This is a genomic window from Agromyces ramosus (genome assembly GCF_004216665.1).
GTDB classification, from domain to species: domain Bacteria; phylum Actinomycetota; class Actinomycetes; order Actinomycetales; family Microbacteriaceae; genus Agromyces; species Agromyces ramosus.
In genome coordinates this window covers 24809-38908 of record NZ_SGWY01000004.1, presented here as the reverse complement: position 1 = coordinate 38908, position 14100 = coordinate 24809, and the positions used below count along the sequence as shown (strand labels likewise).

The 14100-nt window shown below is 71.2% G+C and carries 14 protein-coding genes; 10 read left to right on the top strand and 4 right to left on the bottom strand.

Going from position 1 to position 14100, the window contains the following annotated elements; all coding sequences use genetic code 11:
* The 6 genes from EV187_RS16380 (at position 1) to EV187_RS16355 (ending at position 5074) form a co-directional block, all read left to right on the top strand.
* Positions 1 to 1065, top strand: coding sequence for an AI-2E family transporter (locus EV187_RS16380; protein WP_130354161.1), 1065 nt, complete (start codon positions 1 to 3; stop codon positions 1063 to 1065).
* Positions 1066 to 1242: 177 nt separating this feature from the next.
* Positions 1243 to 1671 (top strand): DUF6325 family protein, encoded by a 429-nt coding sequence (locus tag EV187_RS16375; protein WP_130354160.1) that lies wholly within the window; start codon positions 1243 to 1245, stop codon positions 1669 to 1671.
* Between the two features lie 15 nt (positions 1672 to 1686).
* On the top strand, positions 1687 to 2031 hold the full coding sequence (locus EV187_RS16370) for an SHOCT domain-containing protein (protein ID WP_130354159.1): 345 nt from the start codon (positions 1687 to 1689) through the stop codon (positions 2029 to 2031).
* The gene (locus EV187_RS16365; RefSeq protein ID WP_130354158.1) at positions 2028 to 3170 is read left to right on the top strand and encodes a type III polyketide synthase; all 1143 of its coding nucleotides are present in this window, start codon (positions 2028 to 2030) and stop codon (positions 3168 to 3170) included. Before EV187_RS16370 ends, EV187_RS16365 begins: the two co-directional genes overlap by 4 nt.
* Before the next feature lie 4 nt (positions 3171 to 3174).
* On the top strand, positions 3175 to 3915 hold the full coding sequence (locus tag EV187_RS16360) for a methyltransferase domain-containing protein (protein ID WP_130354157.1): 741 nt from the start codon (positions 3175 to 3177) through the stop codon (positions 3913 to 3915).
* Entirely contained in the window at positions 3908 to 5074 is a 1167-nt protein-coding gene (locus EV187_RS16355) for an FAD-dependent oxidoreductase (RefSeq protein WP_130354156.1), read from the top strand. The genes EV187_RS16360 and EV187_RS16355 overlap by 8 nt, the downstream gene beginning before the upstream one ends.
* 35 nt (positions 5075 to 5109) lie before the next feature.
* Here EV187_RS16355 and EV187_RS16350 read toward each other — a convergent pair whose 3' ends face one another.
* Both EV187_RS16350 and EV187_RS16345 read right to left on the bottom strand, forming a co-directional pair.
* Positions 5110 to 5550: a nitroreductase family deazaflavin-dependent oxidoreductase gene (locus EV187_RS16350; protein WP_130354155.1), complete on the bottom strand. Its 441-nt coding sequence runs from the start codon at positions 5548 to 5550 to the stop codon at positions 5110 to 5112.
* Positions 5551 to 5634: 84 nt separating this feature from the next.
* The gene (locus tag EV187_RS16345; RefSeq protein WP_130354154.1) at positions 5635 to 6336 is read right to left on the bottom strand and encodes a YceI family protein; all 702 of its coding nucleotides are present in this window, start codon (positions 6334 to 6336) and stop codon (positions 5635 to 5637) included.
* 253 nt (positions 6337 to 6589) lie between these two features.
* Here EV187_RS16345 and EV187_RS16340 point away from each other — a divergent pair, with 253 nt between their 5' ends.
* Entirely contained in the window at positions 6590 to 8806 is a 2217-nt protein-coding gene (locus EV187_RS16340; RefSeq protein WP_130354451.1) for an ATP-dependent Clp protease ATP-binding subunit, read from the top strand.
* Positions 8807 to 8839: 33 nt separating this feature from the next.
* Here EV187_RS16340 and EV187_RS16335 read toward each other — a convergent pair whose 3' ends face one another.
* Positions 8840 to 10117 (bottom strand): MFS transporter, encoded by a 1278-nt coding sequence (locus tag EV187_RS16335; RefSeq protein ID WP_242609664.1) that lies wholly within the window; start codon positions 10115 to 10117, stop codon positions 8840 to 8842.
* 69 nt (positions 10118 to 10186) lie between these two features.
* Between EV187_RS16335 and EV187_RS16330 the strand changes: the two genes are divergently transcribed.
* Positions 10187 to 11737: a carboxylesterase/lipase family protein gene (locus EV187_RS16330; RefSeq protein WP_130354152.1), complete on the top strand. Its 1551-nt coding sequence runs from the start codon at positions 10187 to 10189 to the stop codon at positions 11735 to 11737.
* 75 nt (positions 11738 to 11812) lie between these two features.
* Here EV187_RS16330 and EV187_RS16325 read toward each other — a convergent pair whose 3' ends face one another.
* A complete protein-coding gene (locus EV187_RS16325) occupies positions 11813 to 12397 on the bottom strand; it encodes a hypothetical protein (RefSeq protein ID WP_130354151.1) in 585 nt (194 codons plus the stop codon).
* Positions 12398 to 12554: 157 nt separating this feature from the next.
* On the opposite strand from EV187_RS16325, the gene EV187_RS16320 reads away from it, so the two are divergent.
* Together EV187_RS16320 and EV187_RS16315 are read left to right on the top strand one after the other, a co-directional pair.
* Positions 12555 to 13604, top strand: coding sequence for a zinc-dependent alcohol dehydrogenase family protein (locus EV187_RS16320; RefSeq protein ID WP_130354150.1), 1050 nt, complete (start codon positions 12555 to 12557; stop codon positions 13602 to 13604).
* Positions 13601 to 14077: a heme-degrading domain-containing protein gene (locus tag EV187_RS16315; RefSeq protein WP_130354149.1), complete on the top strand. Its 477-nt coding sequence runs from the start codon at positions 13601 to 13603 to the stop codon at positions 14075 to 14077. The genes EV187_RS16320 and EV187_RS16315 overlap by 4 nt, the downstream gene beginning before the upstream one ends.
* Positions 14078 to 14100 lie beyond the last annotated feature (23 nt).

Here is a 14100-nt window from a genome sequence, read left to right as displayed (position 1 = left end):
GTGGGCGACGACGCGAATCGTGCAGCGGACCCGGCGCGGCCCGCCGGCCTCGCACGCGGCACCCGGGTGCTCATCACGGTGGCCGCCGCGGTCGTCGTGTTCGTCGGCATCTGGTTCGCGCGAGAGCTCCTCGTGCCCGTGGCGGTCGCGGCCGTGGTCGTGATCATCGCGCACCCCGTGCGCCGCCCGCTCGAGCGCCGTGGCTGGCCGAGCTGGCTGGCCACCACGGTGGTGATCGCCGTCGGGTACGCGATCCTGGCGGTGCTCGGGCTGCTGCTCGTCGTGGCATCCGCCCAGTTCATCGCCATCCTGCCCGATTACGCCGACGAGCTGCAGTCGACGGCGCAGGGCGTGGTCGACTGGCTGCAGTCGCTCGGCTTCTCGAGCGAGGCGGCGGCCACGGCCGCAGGGGCGATCGACCCCGAGCAGCTGCTCTCGTTCGCCGCGGGGGTCGCCGACGCCGTGCTCGGCGCCGCGACCGCGTTCTTCTTCGTGCTCGCCTACGTGCTGTTCATGGCGGCGGATGCCTCGCGGTTCTCCCGCGGCACGAGCGTGTTCGGCGGCGCCCGCGCCGACGCGATCGGCTCGCGGTACTTCTCGGGCGTGCGCCGCTACTACGTGGTCAACGCATCGTTCGGCGCCATCGTCGCGGTGCTGGACGGACTGCTGCTGTGGGCGCTGGGCATCCCCGTGCCGATCACGTGGGCGATCCTCGCATTCGTCACGAACTTCATCCCGAACATCGGCTTCGTGATCGGGCTCATCCCGCCGGCGGTGCTCGCGCTGGTCATCGGCGGCTGGCCGCTGGCCCTCGCCGTGGTGCTCGCGTACTCGGCCATCAATGTGGTGCTGCAGGAGTTCGTGCAGCCCAAGTTCGTGAGCGACGCGGTGGGACTGAGCCTCACGCTGACGTTCTTCTCCGTGGTGTTCTGGACGCTCGTGCTCGGCCCCATGGGCGCCCTCCTCTGCATCCCGCTCACGCTCCTCGTGCGGGCCGTGCTGCTCGAGCCCGACCCGACGACGGGATCTCTCCGGCACCTCACCGGCGATCCCCGGGCGCCCTAGCGGGTGGCCTGGAACGCAGCGTGCGAAAGAACCGACGGCACGTGCGAGGGCGCCGCGGGGTGCCGCGGAGTGCGCGCACCCCGCCGAACCCGCATGTTCGCCGGGGATTCACACGCGACTCTGGCGCCGGTTCCGGGGCGGGGTCTAGTCTGCAAACACACGACGGAGGGGGAACTGATGGCGGAGTTCGAATACGGTCCGGTCGAGCTGTATCTCGTCGGATTCGAGGGGGATCGTCCCGACGACGGCACCCTGGATGCGATCCGGGAACTGGTCGAGGGCGGCGAGATCCGCCTGATCGACCTGCTCGTCATCTCGCGTGAGAACGACGGCTCGGTGCTGATCACCGACTACGACGAGGTCAGCGACGACTACGGGTTCGCCGACATCGAGCTCGCCGCCGTCGGCCTGGTCGCCGAGGAGGATGCGCAGGAGTTCGCGCAGGGGATCCCGCCCGGCACCTCGGGGGCGCTGCTCGCCATCGAACTCCTCTGGGCGAAGAAGCTCGCCTCGAAGTTCGCGGAATCCGGCGGCATCGTGCTGCAGACCGAGCGGATCCCCGCACCGGTCGTGAACGCCGTACTGGCCGAAGCCGAGGAGGAGTAGGACATGCTGAGGAGAATGGGACGACCCGGACTGATCGGGATGGCGGCCCGCACGGCCGTCGTCGCCGGCACGGCCACCGCGGTGAGCGGCAGCGTGCAGCGGCACCAGGCCGAGAAGCAGCAGTCGCAGTACGAGCAGCAGCAGTACGAGGCCCAGCAGCAGCAGGCGCAGATGGATGCCGCCGCCCAGCAGGCCGTGGCGCAGCAGCAGGCGGCGATGGGCGCCGGTGCCCAGCAGGCCGCTGCGGCTCCGGCGAGCGTCGACATCGTGGCGGAGCTGCAGAAGCTCGGCGCGCTGAAGGAGCAGGGCATCCTCAGCGACGACGAGTTCGCTGCGGCGAAGGCGAAGCTGCTCGGGTGACGGTCTCACTGCGCGCAGTCTCGACGGCGGTGCCGCCGACGGTGCTCGTGCAGGAGGAGGTGCGCGACGTGTTCGCCGGCCAGCCGGGGCTCAACCGGCTGGCCCAGCGGATCGTCGCGACCTCGTTCAACGTGTCGGGCATCGAGACCCGCTACACGGTGCTCGAGGAGCTGAGCCGCGACGCGCACCCCGACGAGCCGGTGTTCTTCGACATCGACTCCGGCGACCTGCTGTTCCCGGGCACCAAGGCGCGCAACGAGATCTACGCCGCAGAGGCGACGAAGCTCTACGTGCGGGCCGCGCAGGCGGCCATCGACGCGTGCCCGGGCATCGAGGCATCCGACATCACCCACGTGATCACGGTCTCGTGCACAGGGTTCTACGCGCCCGGCCCCGACTTCATGCTCGTGCGCGAGCTCGGGCTCGGTGCGGCCGTGCAGCGCTACCACCTGGGGTTCATGGGGTGCTACGCGGCGATGCCGGCCCTGCGCACGGCGAAGCAGTTCTGCGAAGCGGATGCCGCCGCGGTCGTGCTCGTCGTCTCCGCCGAGCTCTGCACGCTGCACCTGCGCACGTCGAACGATCCCGACACGATCGTGGCCTCCTCGCTCTTCGCCGACGGTGCGGCGGCCGGAATCGTGACCTCCCGGCCGCTCGCCGAGGGCGAGCGCGCGTTCGACCTCGATCGCTTCGAGACTCGCATCACGCCCAACGGCGAGGACGACATGGCGTGGAAGATCGGCGACCACGGATTCGAGATGGTGCTCTCCAACGCCATCCCCACGATCATCGACGATCACATCACGGGTGCGATCGAGCCGCTGCTCGACCACGACCCCGCCCTCGCCGAGGCACTGGCCGCGGATTCCGCGAGCGAGGCGATCGAGCACTGGGCCATCCACCCGGGCGGTCGCAGCATCCTCGACAAGGTGGAGTCGCGGCTGCAGCTCACCGAGGCGCAGCTCGTGCCCGCCCGCGAGACCCTTCGCGACTACGGCAACATGTCGAGCGCGACCGTGCTGTTCGTGCTGCGCAACATCCTCGAGTCGGATGCCGCCGCCGACGGCGATCGCGTGGTGGCCATGGCCTTCGGCCCCGGCCTCACGGTCGAGTCGGGGCTCATGACGGTGCGCGCCTGACGTGATGGCGTCGCCCGGGTTCCTCGATCGCGGATTCCTGCTGGAGCGCGACGAGACGGCGAGCGAGCTGATGGACGACCCCGGCGGCGACGTCGAGGCCCTGGAGCGCACCTACGCCCGCTTCCGGCTCGTCAACGCGGTGGTGTCGAACCAGCGCGCCGTGTACCGGCGGTGGGTGCGTCCGTGCCTCTCGCGCACGCGTACCCGTCGCGTGCTCGACATCGGCACGGGCGGCGCCGACCTGCCGCGGGCGCTCCTGCGCTGGGCGCACGCCGATGGGCTGCGCCTCGAGGTGACCGCGATCGACCCCGACCCGCGTGCCCTCGACTGGGCGCTGCGCCAGCCGGCCGAGCCGGGGCTGGTGTTGCGCCGGGTGTCGAGCTCCGAGCTCGCCGCGGCCGGGGAGCGCTTCGACGTGGTGACCTCGAACCACGTGCTGCACCACCTCGAGGGGCGGGCGTTCGGCGCGCTGCTGGCCGACTCCGAGCGGCTCGCGGGCGACGGCGGGGTGGCGGTGCACGGCGACATCGAGCGCACCCGGCTGGGGTACGCCGCCTTCGCGCTCGGGACGCTGCCGTTCGAACGCAACCTCCTCGCGGGCTCCTACATCCGCGCCGACGGCCTCACCTCGATCCGTCGCAGCCACACCGCCGCGGAGCTCGCCGCGGCCCTGCCCCCGGGCTGGCGGGTGCGCCGGGGCTTCCCGTCGCGGCTCGAGGTGATCTGGGGAGACGCGGATGCCTGAGGCCGACGCGGTGCCGCACGAGCCGCGCCACGACGTCGTCATCATCGGCGGCGGCGCGGTGGGGCTGCTGCTCGCGTGCCTGCTCGCCCGACGCGGGATCGACGCGGTCGTGCTCGAGCGCCGCACGTCGCGCCCGGCGCGGTCGCGCGCCATCGGCATCCACCCGCCGGGGGTTCGCGCACTCGCGCTCGCAGGCGTCGAACCCGAGGTGCGGGCCCGCGCTGTCGAGATCGTCGACGGACGCGTCACGTGCGGGGGCCGCGTGCTCGGCGCGATGTCGTTCGCCCGCGCCGGCACGGTGCTGTCGCTGCCGCAGCTCGAGACGGAGGAGGTGCTGGAGCGGCGGCTCGCGGAGCTGCGCCCGGGATCCCTGCGCCGAGGTGTCGAGGTGCGCGAGGTGCGCGACCGCGGCACGCACGTCGAGGTCGACGGCGTCGACGTGGCGGGCGGTGGCGAGCCGCTCACCGTGGGAGCGAGGTACGCGATCGCGGCCGACGGCGTGCGCAGCGGCATCCGGGACCAGCTCGGCATCGCCTGGCGGGCGCATCGCGGTCGCGCGTTCTATATCATGGGCGACACGCGCGACGACACCGGTGAGCGCGCGAGCGCGCTGCTGCACTTCGAGCCGGCGGGCGTCGTCGAGTCGTTCCCGATGCCGGGCGGACAGCGTCGCTGGGTGGCCCGGGTGCGACGCCCGCCCGCCCCGCCGACCGCCGAGCAGCTCGCGACGATCGTGCGCACGCGCACCGGCGGCGCCTTCGACGTGGAGGTCGCATCCGAGCCGAGCGCGTTCGAGGCGCGCCAGCACCTCGCGGAGCGGATGTCGCAGGGCCGCGTCGCGCTGGCCGGCGATGCCGCGCACGAGATCAGCCCGATCGGCGGCCAGGGCATGAACCTCGGCTGGCTCGACGCGATGCGGCTCGACCACGACCTCGCCGCGGCCCTCGCCGTCGGCGCACCATACGAGGCGTTCGACACCTACGACCGGGTGCGCCACGCGGCCGCGGCCCGAGCCATCCGCCAGGCGGCGTTCAACATGTTCATGGGGGCGCCGGCGTCGGGGATGCGGCTGCGGGTGCGCAACGGCGCGGTGCGGGTGCTCGGCCTCGCCCCGTTCCGCGCGCTGCTCGCGCGGGCGTTCACGATGCGCTGGCTCTGACCGCCCGCTGCCGGAATCGGCGGCGGCGGTCGCGCTCAGGTGACGATGCGGGTCAGCACGAACAGGGGGATCTCGCGATCGGCGCGCTGCTGGTAGCGCCCGTAGTCGGGCCAGACCTCGAGGGCGCGCTCCCACCACTCGGCCTTCTCGGCGCCCGTCGCCTCGCGGGCCTCGTAGTCGTGCTTCTCGGCGCCGTCCTGCAGTTCGACGTGCGGATGCTTCTTGAGGTTCCAGTACCAGACGGGGTGCTTCGGGGCGCCGCCCAACGAGGCCACCACCGCGTACTCGCCGTCGTGCTCGACCCGCATGAGGGCCGTCTTGCGCAGCTTGCCCGTCTTCGCCCCGACCGAGGTCAGGATGATGATCGGCCGGCCTCGCAGGGTGTTCGACTCCCGGCCGTTCGACGCCTCGTAGGCCTCGGCCTGCCGGCGCGCCCAGCCCGACGTGCTCGGCTCGTACTCGCCTTCGAGCGGCATCCGCCCTCCTCCTCGTCGTCGTCGATCTCAGGCTAGCCCCGTCGCGGGGCCCGGGGGCAGGCGTCCCCCGCGCGGCCGCCGGGGTCAGGCCGGGGCGATGACGAGCGAGAACTCCACGAAGCCGTCGGGCTCCACCGAGACGAAGCCGAGGTTCGGCGCCTCCACCCCGAAGTCCGCGAACGTGATCGGGATGCTGCCGGCCACCTGCCCGCTGTCCTCGTTGAGCACGGCCTGCAGTTCGACGGTCACCGATCGGGTGACGCCGGCGATCGTGAGCTCCCCCGTGGCCGTCAGGGTCTGCACCTCCCCGATGACGGGCGTGGCGGCTGCGCTCACCGGCTCGGTGAGCGTGAAGGTCGCCTCGGGGAACTGCGACGTACGCAGTGCAGTATCGCGGAAGTAGGCGTCGCGCGGTTCCTGGTCGGTCGCGATCGAGGCGACGTCGACGGTGAGATCGGCGGCGGTGAGGGTGAGGTCCTCGACCTCCAGGGAGCCGGTCACCTCCTCGGTGCGGCCGACCACCGTGACGTCCGTGCCGTTGAGCACCTCGTCCACGCGGTAGCCGGCGTACGACCCGTCGGTCACGACCCAGGGGCCCGAGAGCTCGGCCGGGTCGATCGAGGCGGAGCCGGCGGTCGCACTCGGAGCGGCCGTGACGGTCGGCGCCGACTCGGCCTCCCCGACGATCAGGTCGCGGTACACGATAGGCCCGGCGATGGCCGCGGTGCCGCCGAGCAGCACGGCTCCGGCGATGATCGAGACGATGATGATGGTGCGCTTCTGCATGGGGGTCCTGTCGGTCGGCGCGGCGTCGGTCGGCGGGGTGCGGTCCTGCTCCAAGCCTGCCGCCGCAAGCCATGAGGCGGCTGTGGGTCGCCTCATCGCGACGTGCACGTCGTCGCCGGGTGACAGGCGGCGGGCATCCGGTCTAGCGTGATGGACGGGGGAATTCTCGCGATGCAGCCGGAATACCCATCCTCCCGCCAAAGTTGAGCGTAGTAGACTCAAGTTTGAAGAAGGGAATCGAGACGTGGCCAACATGCAGGGCGCGCCGAACTCGCAGGATGAACCGCAGTCGGCACTCGAACAGTTCGGCGTCAACCTCACCGACCTCGCGAAGGCCGGCAAGCTCGATCCGGTGATCGGGCGCGACGCCGAGATCCGTCGCGTCAGCCAGGTGCTCACCCGACGCACGAAGAACAACCCGGTGCTCATCGGCGAGCCCGGCGTGGGCAAGACGGCCGTCGTCGAGGGGCTCGCGCAGCGCATCGTCGAGGGCGACGTCGCCGAGTCGCTCAAGGACAAGCAGCTCGTCTCGTTGGACATCTCCGCGCTGGTGGCCGGCGCGATGTATCGCGGCCAGTTCGAGGAGCGCCTGAAGGCGGTGCTCAAGGAGATCAACGAGGCCGAGGGCCGCATCATCACGTTCGTCGACGAGCTGCACCTGCTCATGGGGGCGGGCGGAGGCGAGGGATCGGTCGCCGCCTCGAACATGCTGAAGCCGATGCTCGCGCGCGGCGAGCTGCACCTCATCGGCGCCACGACCCTCAACGAGTATCGCGAGTACGTCGAGAAGGATGCCGCGCTCGAGCGCCGCTTCCAGCAGGTGTACGTGGGCGAGCCGAGCGTCGAGGACACCATCGCGATCCTCCGCGGCCTCAAGGGGCGCTACGAGGCGCACCACGGGGTGACGATCACGGATGCCGCGCTCGTCGCCGCGGCATCCCTCTCCCATCGCTACATCACGGCCCGGCAGCTGCCCGACAAGGCGATCGACCTCATCGACGAGGCGATGTCGCGGCTGAAGATGGAGATCGACTCGAGCCCGGTCGAGATCGACCAGCTGAAGCGCGAGGTCGACCGCATGAAGCTCGAGGAGCTCGCGCTCAAGCGCGAGAAGGACGACGCGTCGAAGGAGCGCCTCGCGAAGCTCCGCGAGAGCCTCGTCGAGAAGGAGCGCGAGCTCGCCGGACTCGAGGAACGGTGGGCGCGCGAGCGGCAGGGGCTCAACCGGGTCGGCGAGCTCAAGAAGCAGCTCGACGAGGCCATCACCGAGCGCGATCGCGCCATGCGCGAGGCCGATTACCAGCGGGCGTCGAAGCTCGAGTACGAGACCATCAAGCGCCTCGAGCGCGACCTCGCCGAGGCCGAGCAGGCCGAGGACGCGACCGACGAGCCGCGCATGGTCAACGAGCAGGTCACCGAGGAGGACATCGCCGCGGTCATCTCGGCGTGGACGGGCATCCCGGTGGGCAGGCTCATGCAGGGCGAGACCGAGAAGCTGATGCACCTCGAGAGCGAACTGGGCAGGCGCCTCATCGGCCAGAAGCCGGCCGTGGCGGCGGTGGCCGACGCGGTGCGGCGCTCGCGTGCGGGCCTCAGCGACCCGAACCGCCCGACCGGTTCGTTCCTGTTCCTCGGCCCGACCGGCGTCGGCAAGACCGAGCTCGCGAAGGCGCTCGCCGAGTTCCTCTTCGACGACGAGCGCGCGATGGTGCGCATCGACATGTCGGAGTACGGCGAGAAGTTCTCCGTGTCGCGGCTCGTCGGTGCCCCTCCCGGCTACATCGGCTACGAGCAGGGCGGCCAGCTCACCGAGGCCGTGCGGCGGCGCCCGTACTCGGTGATCCTCCTCGACGAGGTCGAGAAGGCGCATCCCGAGGTGTTCGACGTGCTGCTGCAGGTGCTCGACGACGGTCGGCTCACCGACGGCCAGGGTCGCACGGTCGACTTCCGCAACGTCATCCTCATCCTCACGTCGAACCTCGGCTCGCAGTACCTCATCGACCCGTCGCTGAGCTGGGACGAGAAGGAGCAGGCGGTGCTGCAGACGGTGCGGCAGGCGTTCAAGCCCGAGTTCGTGAATCGCCTCGACGACATCGTCGTGTTCTCCGCGCTCTCGGAGGAGGAGCTCGCCGAGATCGTCAACCTCTACATCGACCGGCTGTCCGCCCGCCTGCACGAGCGACGTCTCGAGCTGGGCGTCACCCCCGACGCCCGGGCCTGGCTCGCCGAGCGCGGCTACGACCCGCTCTACGGCGCGCGACCGCTGCGCCGGCTCATGCAGCACGAGATCGACGACCGCCTCGCGCGGGCCCTGCTGTCGGGCGACATCCGCGACGGCGACACCGTGGTGGTGTCCCTGGCTCCGGACGGCGAGTCGCTCACGGTGTCGCGGGCCGACGCGCCCGTGGCGGACGGAGTGCCGAGCGAGGTCGACGACGGGGTCATCGACGCCGAGATCATCGACGAGTGAGGCGTCGCGGCATCCGATGCCGCGCCCGGGACCTCAACTCGGCGGTGGCGCCTGACCCGCGTCGACCGGCTCGGGCACGCCGTTCGCCGTCGCCGGGATGCGGCGTTCGAGGATGAGGGCCAGCGCACCGATGCCGAGGCAGCCGACGACCATGATGGCGATGTACCACGCCCCGAGCCCCACGTCGAGCAGCAGCCCCGCGGCGATCGGCCCCGTGATGGCACCGCCTTGGAACGCCGCGGCGTTGATGGCGTTGTAGCGGCCCCGGTTGTGGTCGGAGGCGAGGTCGTTGTACACCGCCGGCACCGTCGGCTGCAGCAGCGTCTCACCGAACGCGAACACGCCCATGAACGACAGGACGCCGATCGCGGCCGCCAGCGAATCGGGCAGGAGGCCCGCGGCGCCCAGGATCATCCAGGAGAGTGCCCACACCAGCGCCATCACCACCATCACGCGGGTGCGGCGCCGACCCGTGATGCGCTTCAGCACGAGGAACTGCAGGAGCACGATCACCGCGGTGTTGACCGCGAACGAGAGGCCGATCACGCGCGTCGAGACCTCGGCCACTTGTCGCGCGTAGGCGGGGAAGCCGGCCTCCATCTGGCCGTAGCCGATGAACATCGCGAGGAACGTGAGCAGCGTGAGCCACAGGACCGCCGGCTGCCGGAGGATCTCGCGGTAGCCGGCGGTCGAGGGCGCGTCGTCGGACGGACCGGCCTGGGTGCGGACGTGACGCAGCGGCCCGAGCAGCAGCGCCATCGGGATGAGGCTCGTGGCCGCGTCGACGAGGAAGATCGCGGTGAACGTCTCTGGCGAGTCGACGTCGACGTAGAACCCGCCCAGGATGCCGCCGATGCCGATCCCGAGGTTGACGAGCGCGAAGTTGACCCCGAAGTACTGCTGTCGCAGGTCGCCGTGCACGACCGACGCGATGAGCGCGTTGAATCCCGGCCAGGAGACGCCGAAGTTCACGCCGATCAGCACCAGGGCGACGGCCGCGACCGCGGGGTGCGTCGCGAACGCGAGCAGCGTGCAGCCGGCGATCATCGCGGTCAGCCCGGCGAGCAGCACGGTGCGCGCCCCGTACTTGTCGATGAGGGTGCCGCCCGGGCCGGTCACGATCAGGCCGGTGACCGCGATCAGGCTCATCAACGCCCCGGAGAGGCCGAGATCGAAGCCGCGCACCTCGTACAGGTAGATGATGGTGAACGGCAGGGTCAGGCCGCGCCCGAGCGTCTGGATCGCGACGGTGGACAACAGCCAGCGGCCCTCGGTGGGGAGTGCGCCCCAGAAGCTCCCGATGCCGATCACTCCAGCATTCTGTCCGACCCCGCCGACATTGCACACCCGGGTTTCACGTTCGCGTTCTACGCTTCCGCCATGACCGTGCACGCGGAGACGTCACGCGATCTCCTGGTCGAGACCGATCGCGGGGCCGTGCGCGGCATCCGTCGTCGTGGCGTGCGGATGTGGCGGGGGATCCCGTATGCGGCGTCGACCGGCGGTGCACGGCGCTTCGGCGCACCCGAGCACGCGTCGCCATGGGACGGCGTGCGCGACGCCTCGACCTTCGGACCGGTCGCACCGCAGAACCGGAAGGGCCAGTTCATCGGGGCGCACCCGAGGCTCCCCCGGAGCGAGGACTGCCTCAGCATCAACGTGACCGCGCCCGACGAGCCCGCGGCCGGCCGGCCGGTGATGGTGTTCATCCACGGCGGCGCGTACAGCGTCGGCTCGGCGGGGGAGTACCCGCAGCAGGGCGAGCGGCTCGTGCGGCGATACGGCGTCGTGTACGTCAGCCTGAACTACCGGCTCGGTGCGCTCGGCTGGCTCGACTTCCGCGCGTACGCTTCACCCCGGCACCCGTTCGAGTGCAACCTCGGCCTGCGAGACCAGGTCGCCGCGCTCGAGTGGGTGCGCCGAAACATCCGCGCGTTCGGCGGCGACCCGGGCAACGTGACGCTGTTCGGCGAATCGTCCGGCGCGAACTCGGTCACGACCCTCATGACCGTGCCGGTCGCCGAGGGCCTCTTCGCGCGGGCGATCTCCCAGAGCTCACCAGCGTATGCGGTCTACGCCCCGGAGGTCGCCGCGAGGTGGGCGGCCGAGTTCGTGAGCACGCTCAGCCGCCTGGTCGACGACGACGACCTCGACAGCGAGTCCGTGGAGGATGCCGCCGCCATGCTCCACACCGCCGACCCGACCCTGCTCGCCGAGGCGACGACCCGACTCTCGCGGCGAACCCCCGACGAGAACCCGGGCACCATCAGCCTCGCGCCGGTCATCGACGGCGAATTCCTGCCGCAGCATCCGCTCGACGCCTTCCGCGACGGGACTGCGCACCGGGTCCCGCTCATCATCGGCACGAACGACCGCGAGGGGTCGCTCTTCGCCGGGCGCATCAGCATCCTGCCGACGACGAAGCCGCGCATCAGGGCGATCTTCGCGAACACGAGGAAGAAGTCGCGCAAGGCCATCAAACGCCAGTACCCCGGGCTGCCCGAGCGACGACCGGCCGCCGACTTCGCCGGCGACTTCACGTTCTGGTTCCCGTCGGTGAAGGTCGGCGAGCGGCACTCCCGGCACGCCCCGGTGTACTTCTATCGATTCGACTCGGCACCGCGGATGCCGCGCCTGCTCGGCCTCGACGCGACCCACGGCCTCGAGTTGTTCGCGCTCTTCGAGAAGTTCGACACGCCCACCGGGGCCGGGCTCACCCTGCTCGGGGGGCGGCGCCTGTACCGCGACGTCGGGCGGCGGATGCAGGCGCACTGGGCGTCGTTCGCGGCATCCGGTGCCCCACTGCCCTCGTGGCCGCGCTACGACGAGGAGGAGCGCCGCACCCTCATCTTCGACCGCGTCGATCGGGTCGAACTCGACCCGCGCCGGGAGAAGCGGCTCGCGTGGCAGGAGTTCGTGCCGCACGTGTAGCTGCGGACGACGGGTGCCGCGGCATCCGCTCGCTGGGACCGACGGATGCCACGGCGCGTGCGATCGGAACCCGACTCAGCCGAGGAACTCCATGATGTCGGCGCAGAAGTCGCGGTCCGGAGTCTCGAAGTGACCCGTGAGCTCGCCGGGCAGGAAGGAGACGAACTCGTCGTCCGACGGATCGCTCGGCGTCCCATTGGTGTCGATGACGACCGTGCCGGTCGCACGGCCGGCGTCCATGAGGACCCGGTTCCCGTCATCGTCGTAGTACGTCGTCGGGCCGGTGGACTGCACTTCGAGGGTGACCGTGCCGTCGCCGTTGTCGGTCACCAGCAGGTCCTTGTCGGCGCCGTGCCTGGTGGCGCTGTACGTCTTGCCGGTCTCGACGTTCGTCCACGAGAAGTTGCTCATGATCGAGCTCGCGCCGTAGTAGTTTCCGTCGCCGTGCTGCACGAAGCGGAACGTGCCGTGGGCATCCTCGGTGTACAGGACGTCGAACGGAACGTCCGGGCACCAACCGGGGTGCTCGACCTGCTCGATGTGCTCGATGTGCTCACTCCAGTGGTCGATGATCGGCGGGGCGGCGAACGCCGGCGCCGGGGCCAGCAGAGCAAGGGCGGATGCCGCGGCGATCCCCGCGGCGATGTGTATGCGGTTCATGGGGGTCTCCCGCCCGATCGGACGTCCACTCGGGTCGCGGGCGTACACCACGCACGCTACTCCGATACGCCAGAACATGAGGATCCCTCATTCAGGGGTGATGTCCGGCGGCAGCCGTTGAAAACCGCCGGTTCGCGGCGCGCGTAGGCTCGGAGGCATGCTTGCGACCCTCATCCACGCTCCCCGTGACATCCGTGTCGAGACCGTGCCCGACCCGGTGCTCTCCACCGGCGGCGACGCCATCGTGAAGGTGGTGGCGGCGTGCGTGTGCGGCTCCGACCTGTGGCCCTACCGCGGCGTCACGCCCACCCATGGAGCCCACCGTATCGGCCACGAGTTCGTCGGCGTCGTCGAGGCGGTCGGCGACGACGTGCGGATCATCGAGGTCGGCGACTTCGTGATCGCGCCGTTCTACGTGTGCGACAACACGTGCATCAATTGCCGCAACGGCGTCAGCACCTCATGCCTGCACGGCGGGTGGTGGGGTGGCGAGGACCACCTCGGCGGGTTCGCCGACGGCGGCCAGGGCGAGCGCGTGCGCGTGCCGCTCGCCGACGGCACGCTCGTGCCGGTGCGCGGGGAGATCCGCGACGACCAGGTGCCAGGACTGCTCACCCTCTCCGACGTGATGGGCACGGGGCACCACGCCGCGGTCTCGGCGGGCGTGCGTCCGGGCGACTCGGTGGCGGTGGTCGGCGACGGCGCCGTCGGGCTCTGCGCGATCATCGCGGCGCGACGGCTCGGGGCGACCACGATCATCGCGATGTCGCGGCATCCGGAGCGGCAGGAGCTGGCGCGCGTCTTCGGCGCCACCCACCTCGTCGCCGAGCGCGGCGACGTCGGCGTGACGGCCGTGCAGGAGCTCACGCACGGCATCGGCGCCGACCGGGTGCTCGAGTGCGTCGGCACGAAGGAGTCGATGGACCAGGCGATCCGCTCCACGCGACCGGGGGGCATGGTGGGCTACGTCGGCGCGCCGAACGGCGGCCCCGAGCTTCCCGTGCGTCCCCTCTTCAACCGCAACGTCGGGGTCAACGGCGGGATCGCGCCGGTGCGCGGCTACATCGAGGAGCTCCTGCCCGACGTGCTCTCGGGCGCGATCGAGCCCGGTCGCGTCTTCGACCTCGAGCTGCCGCTCGGGGAGGCGGCCGAGGCGTACGCCGCGATGGACGAGCGTCGCGCGATCAAGGTGCTGCTGCGGCCATGAGCGAGCTCCTGGAACGACTCGTCGCCGAGGAGGCGGAGCTGCGGTTCGCGAGCTTCACGCTCGAGGATGCGTGGGTGCTCGGCGGTCGGCTGCGCGCGGCCGCCGCCGCGGCGGGGCATCCGGTCGCGATCGCCATCTGGCTCGGCCCGCAGCGCGTGTTCCACACCGCCCTGCCCGGGTCGAGCGCCGACAACGACGGCTGGCTCGATCGCAAGCATCGCGTCGTCGAGCGGTTCGGTCGGGCCTCGATGCTGGTCGGCGAGGAGTTCCGCGCCAAGGGCGAGGACTTCGACACCCACGCCCGGCTCGACCCGCGCGAGTACGCGGCGCACGGCGGCGTCGTCCCCATTCGCCTCGATGCCGGCGCCGTCATCGGCGCGGTCGGGGTCTCGGGCCTGCCGCAGCAGGACGACCACGACCTGGTGGTCGCGCAGCTGCGCGCGTTCCTGGCCGGGCAGCGCTCGGGCGACTGACACGGAACGAGCGAGCGGATGCC

Excerpts from the sequence above, each read along its gene's own strand:
- EV187_RS16375 (WP_130354160.1), top strand. The coding sequence starts at position 1,243 with ATGGCGGAGTTCGAATACGGTCCGGTCGAGCTGTATCTCGTCGGATTC.
- EV187_RS16370 (WP_130354159.1), top strand. The coding sequence starts at position 1,687 with ATGGGACGACCCGGACTGATCGGGATGGCGGCCCGCACGGCCGTCGTC.
- EV187_RS16330 (WP_130354152.1), top strand. The coding sequence starts at position 10,187 with ATGACCGTGCACGCGGAGACGTCACGCGATCTCCTGGTCGAGACCGAT.
- EV187_RS16340 (WP_130354451.1), top strand. The coding sequence starts at position 6,590 with ATGCAGGGCGCGCCGAACTCGCAGGATGAACCGCAGTCGGCACTCGAA.
- EV187_RS16355 (WP_130354156.1), top strand. The coding sequence starts at position 3,908 with ATGCCTGAGGCCGACGCGGTGCCGCACGAGCCGCGCCACGACGTCGTC.
- EV187_RS16360 (WP_130354157.1), top strand. The coding sequence starts at position 3,175 with ATGGCGTCGCCCGGGTTCCTCGATCGCGGATTCCTGCTGGAGCGCGAC.
- EV187_RS16320 (WP_130354150.1), top strand. The coding sequence starts at position 12,555 with ATGCTTGCGACCCTCATCCACGCTCCCCGTGACATCCGTGTCGAGACC.
- EV187_RS16350 (WP_130354155.1), bottom strand. The coding sequence starts at position 5,550 with ATGCCGCTCGAAGGCGAGTACGAGCCGAGCACGTCGGGCTGGGCGCGC.
- EV187_RS16345 (WP_130354154.1), bottom strand. The coding sequence starts at position 6,336 with ATGCAGAAGCGCACCATCATCATCGTCTCGATCATCGCCGGAGCCGTG.
- EV187_RS16325 (WP_130354151.1), bottom strand. The coding sequence starts at position 12,397 with ATGAACCGCATACACATCGCCGCGGGGATCGCCGCGGCATCCGCCCTT.
- EV187_RS16315 (WP_130354149.1), top strand. The coding sequence starts at position 13,601 with ATGAGCGAGCTCCTGGAACGACTCGTCGCCGAGGAGGCGGAGCTGCGG.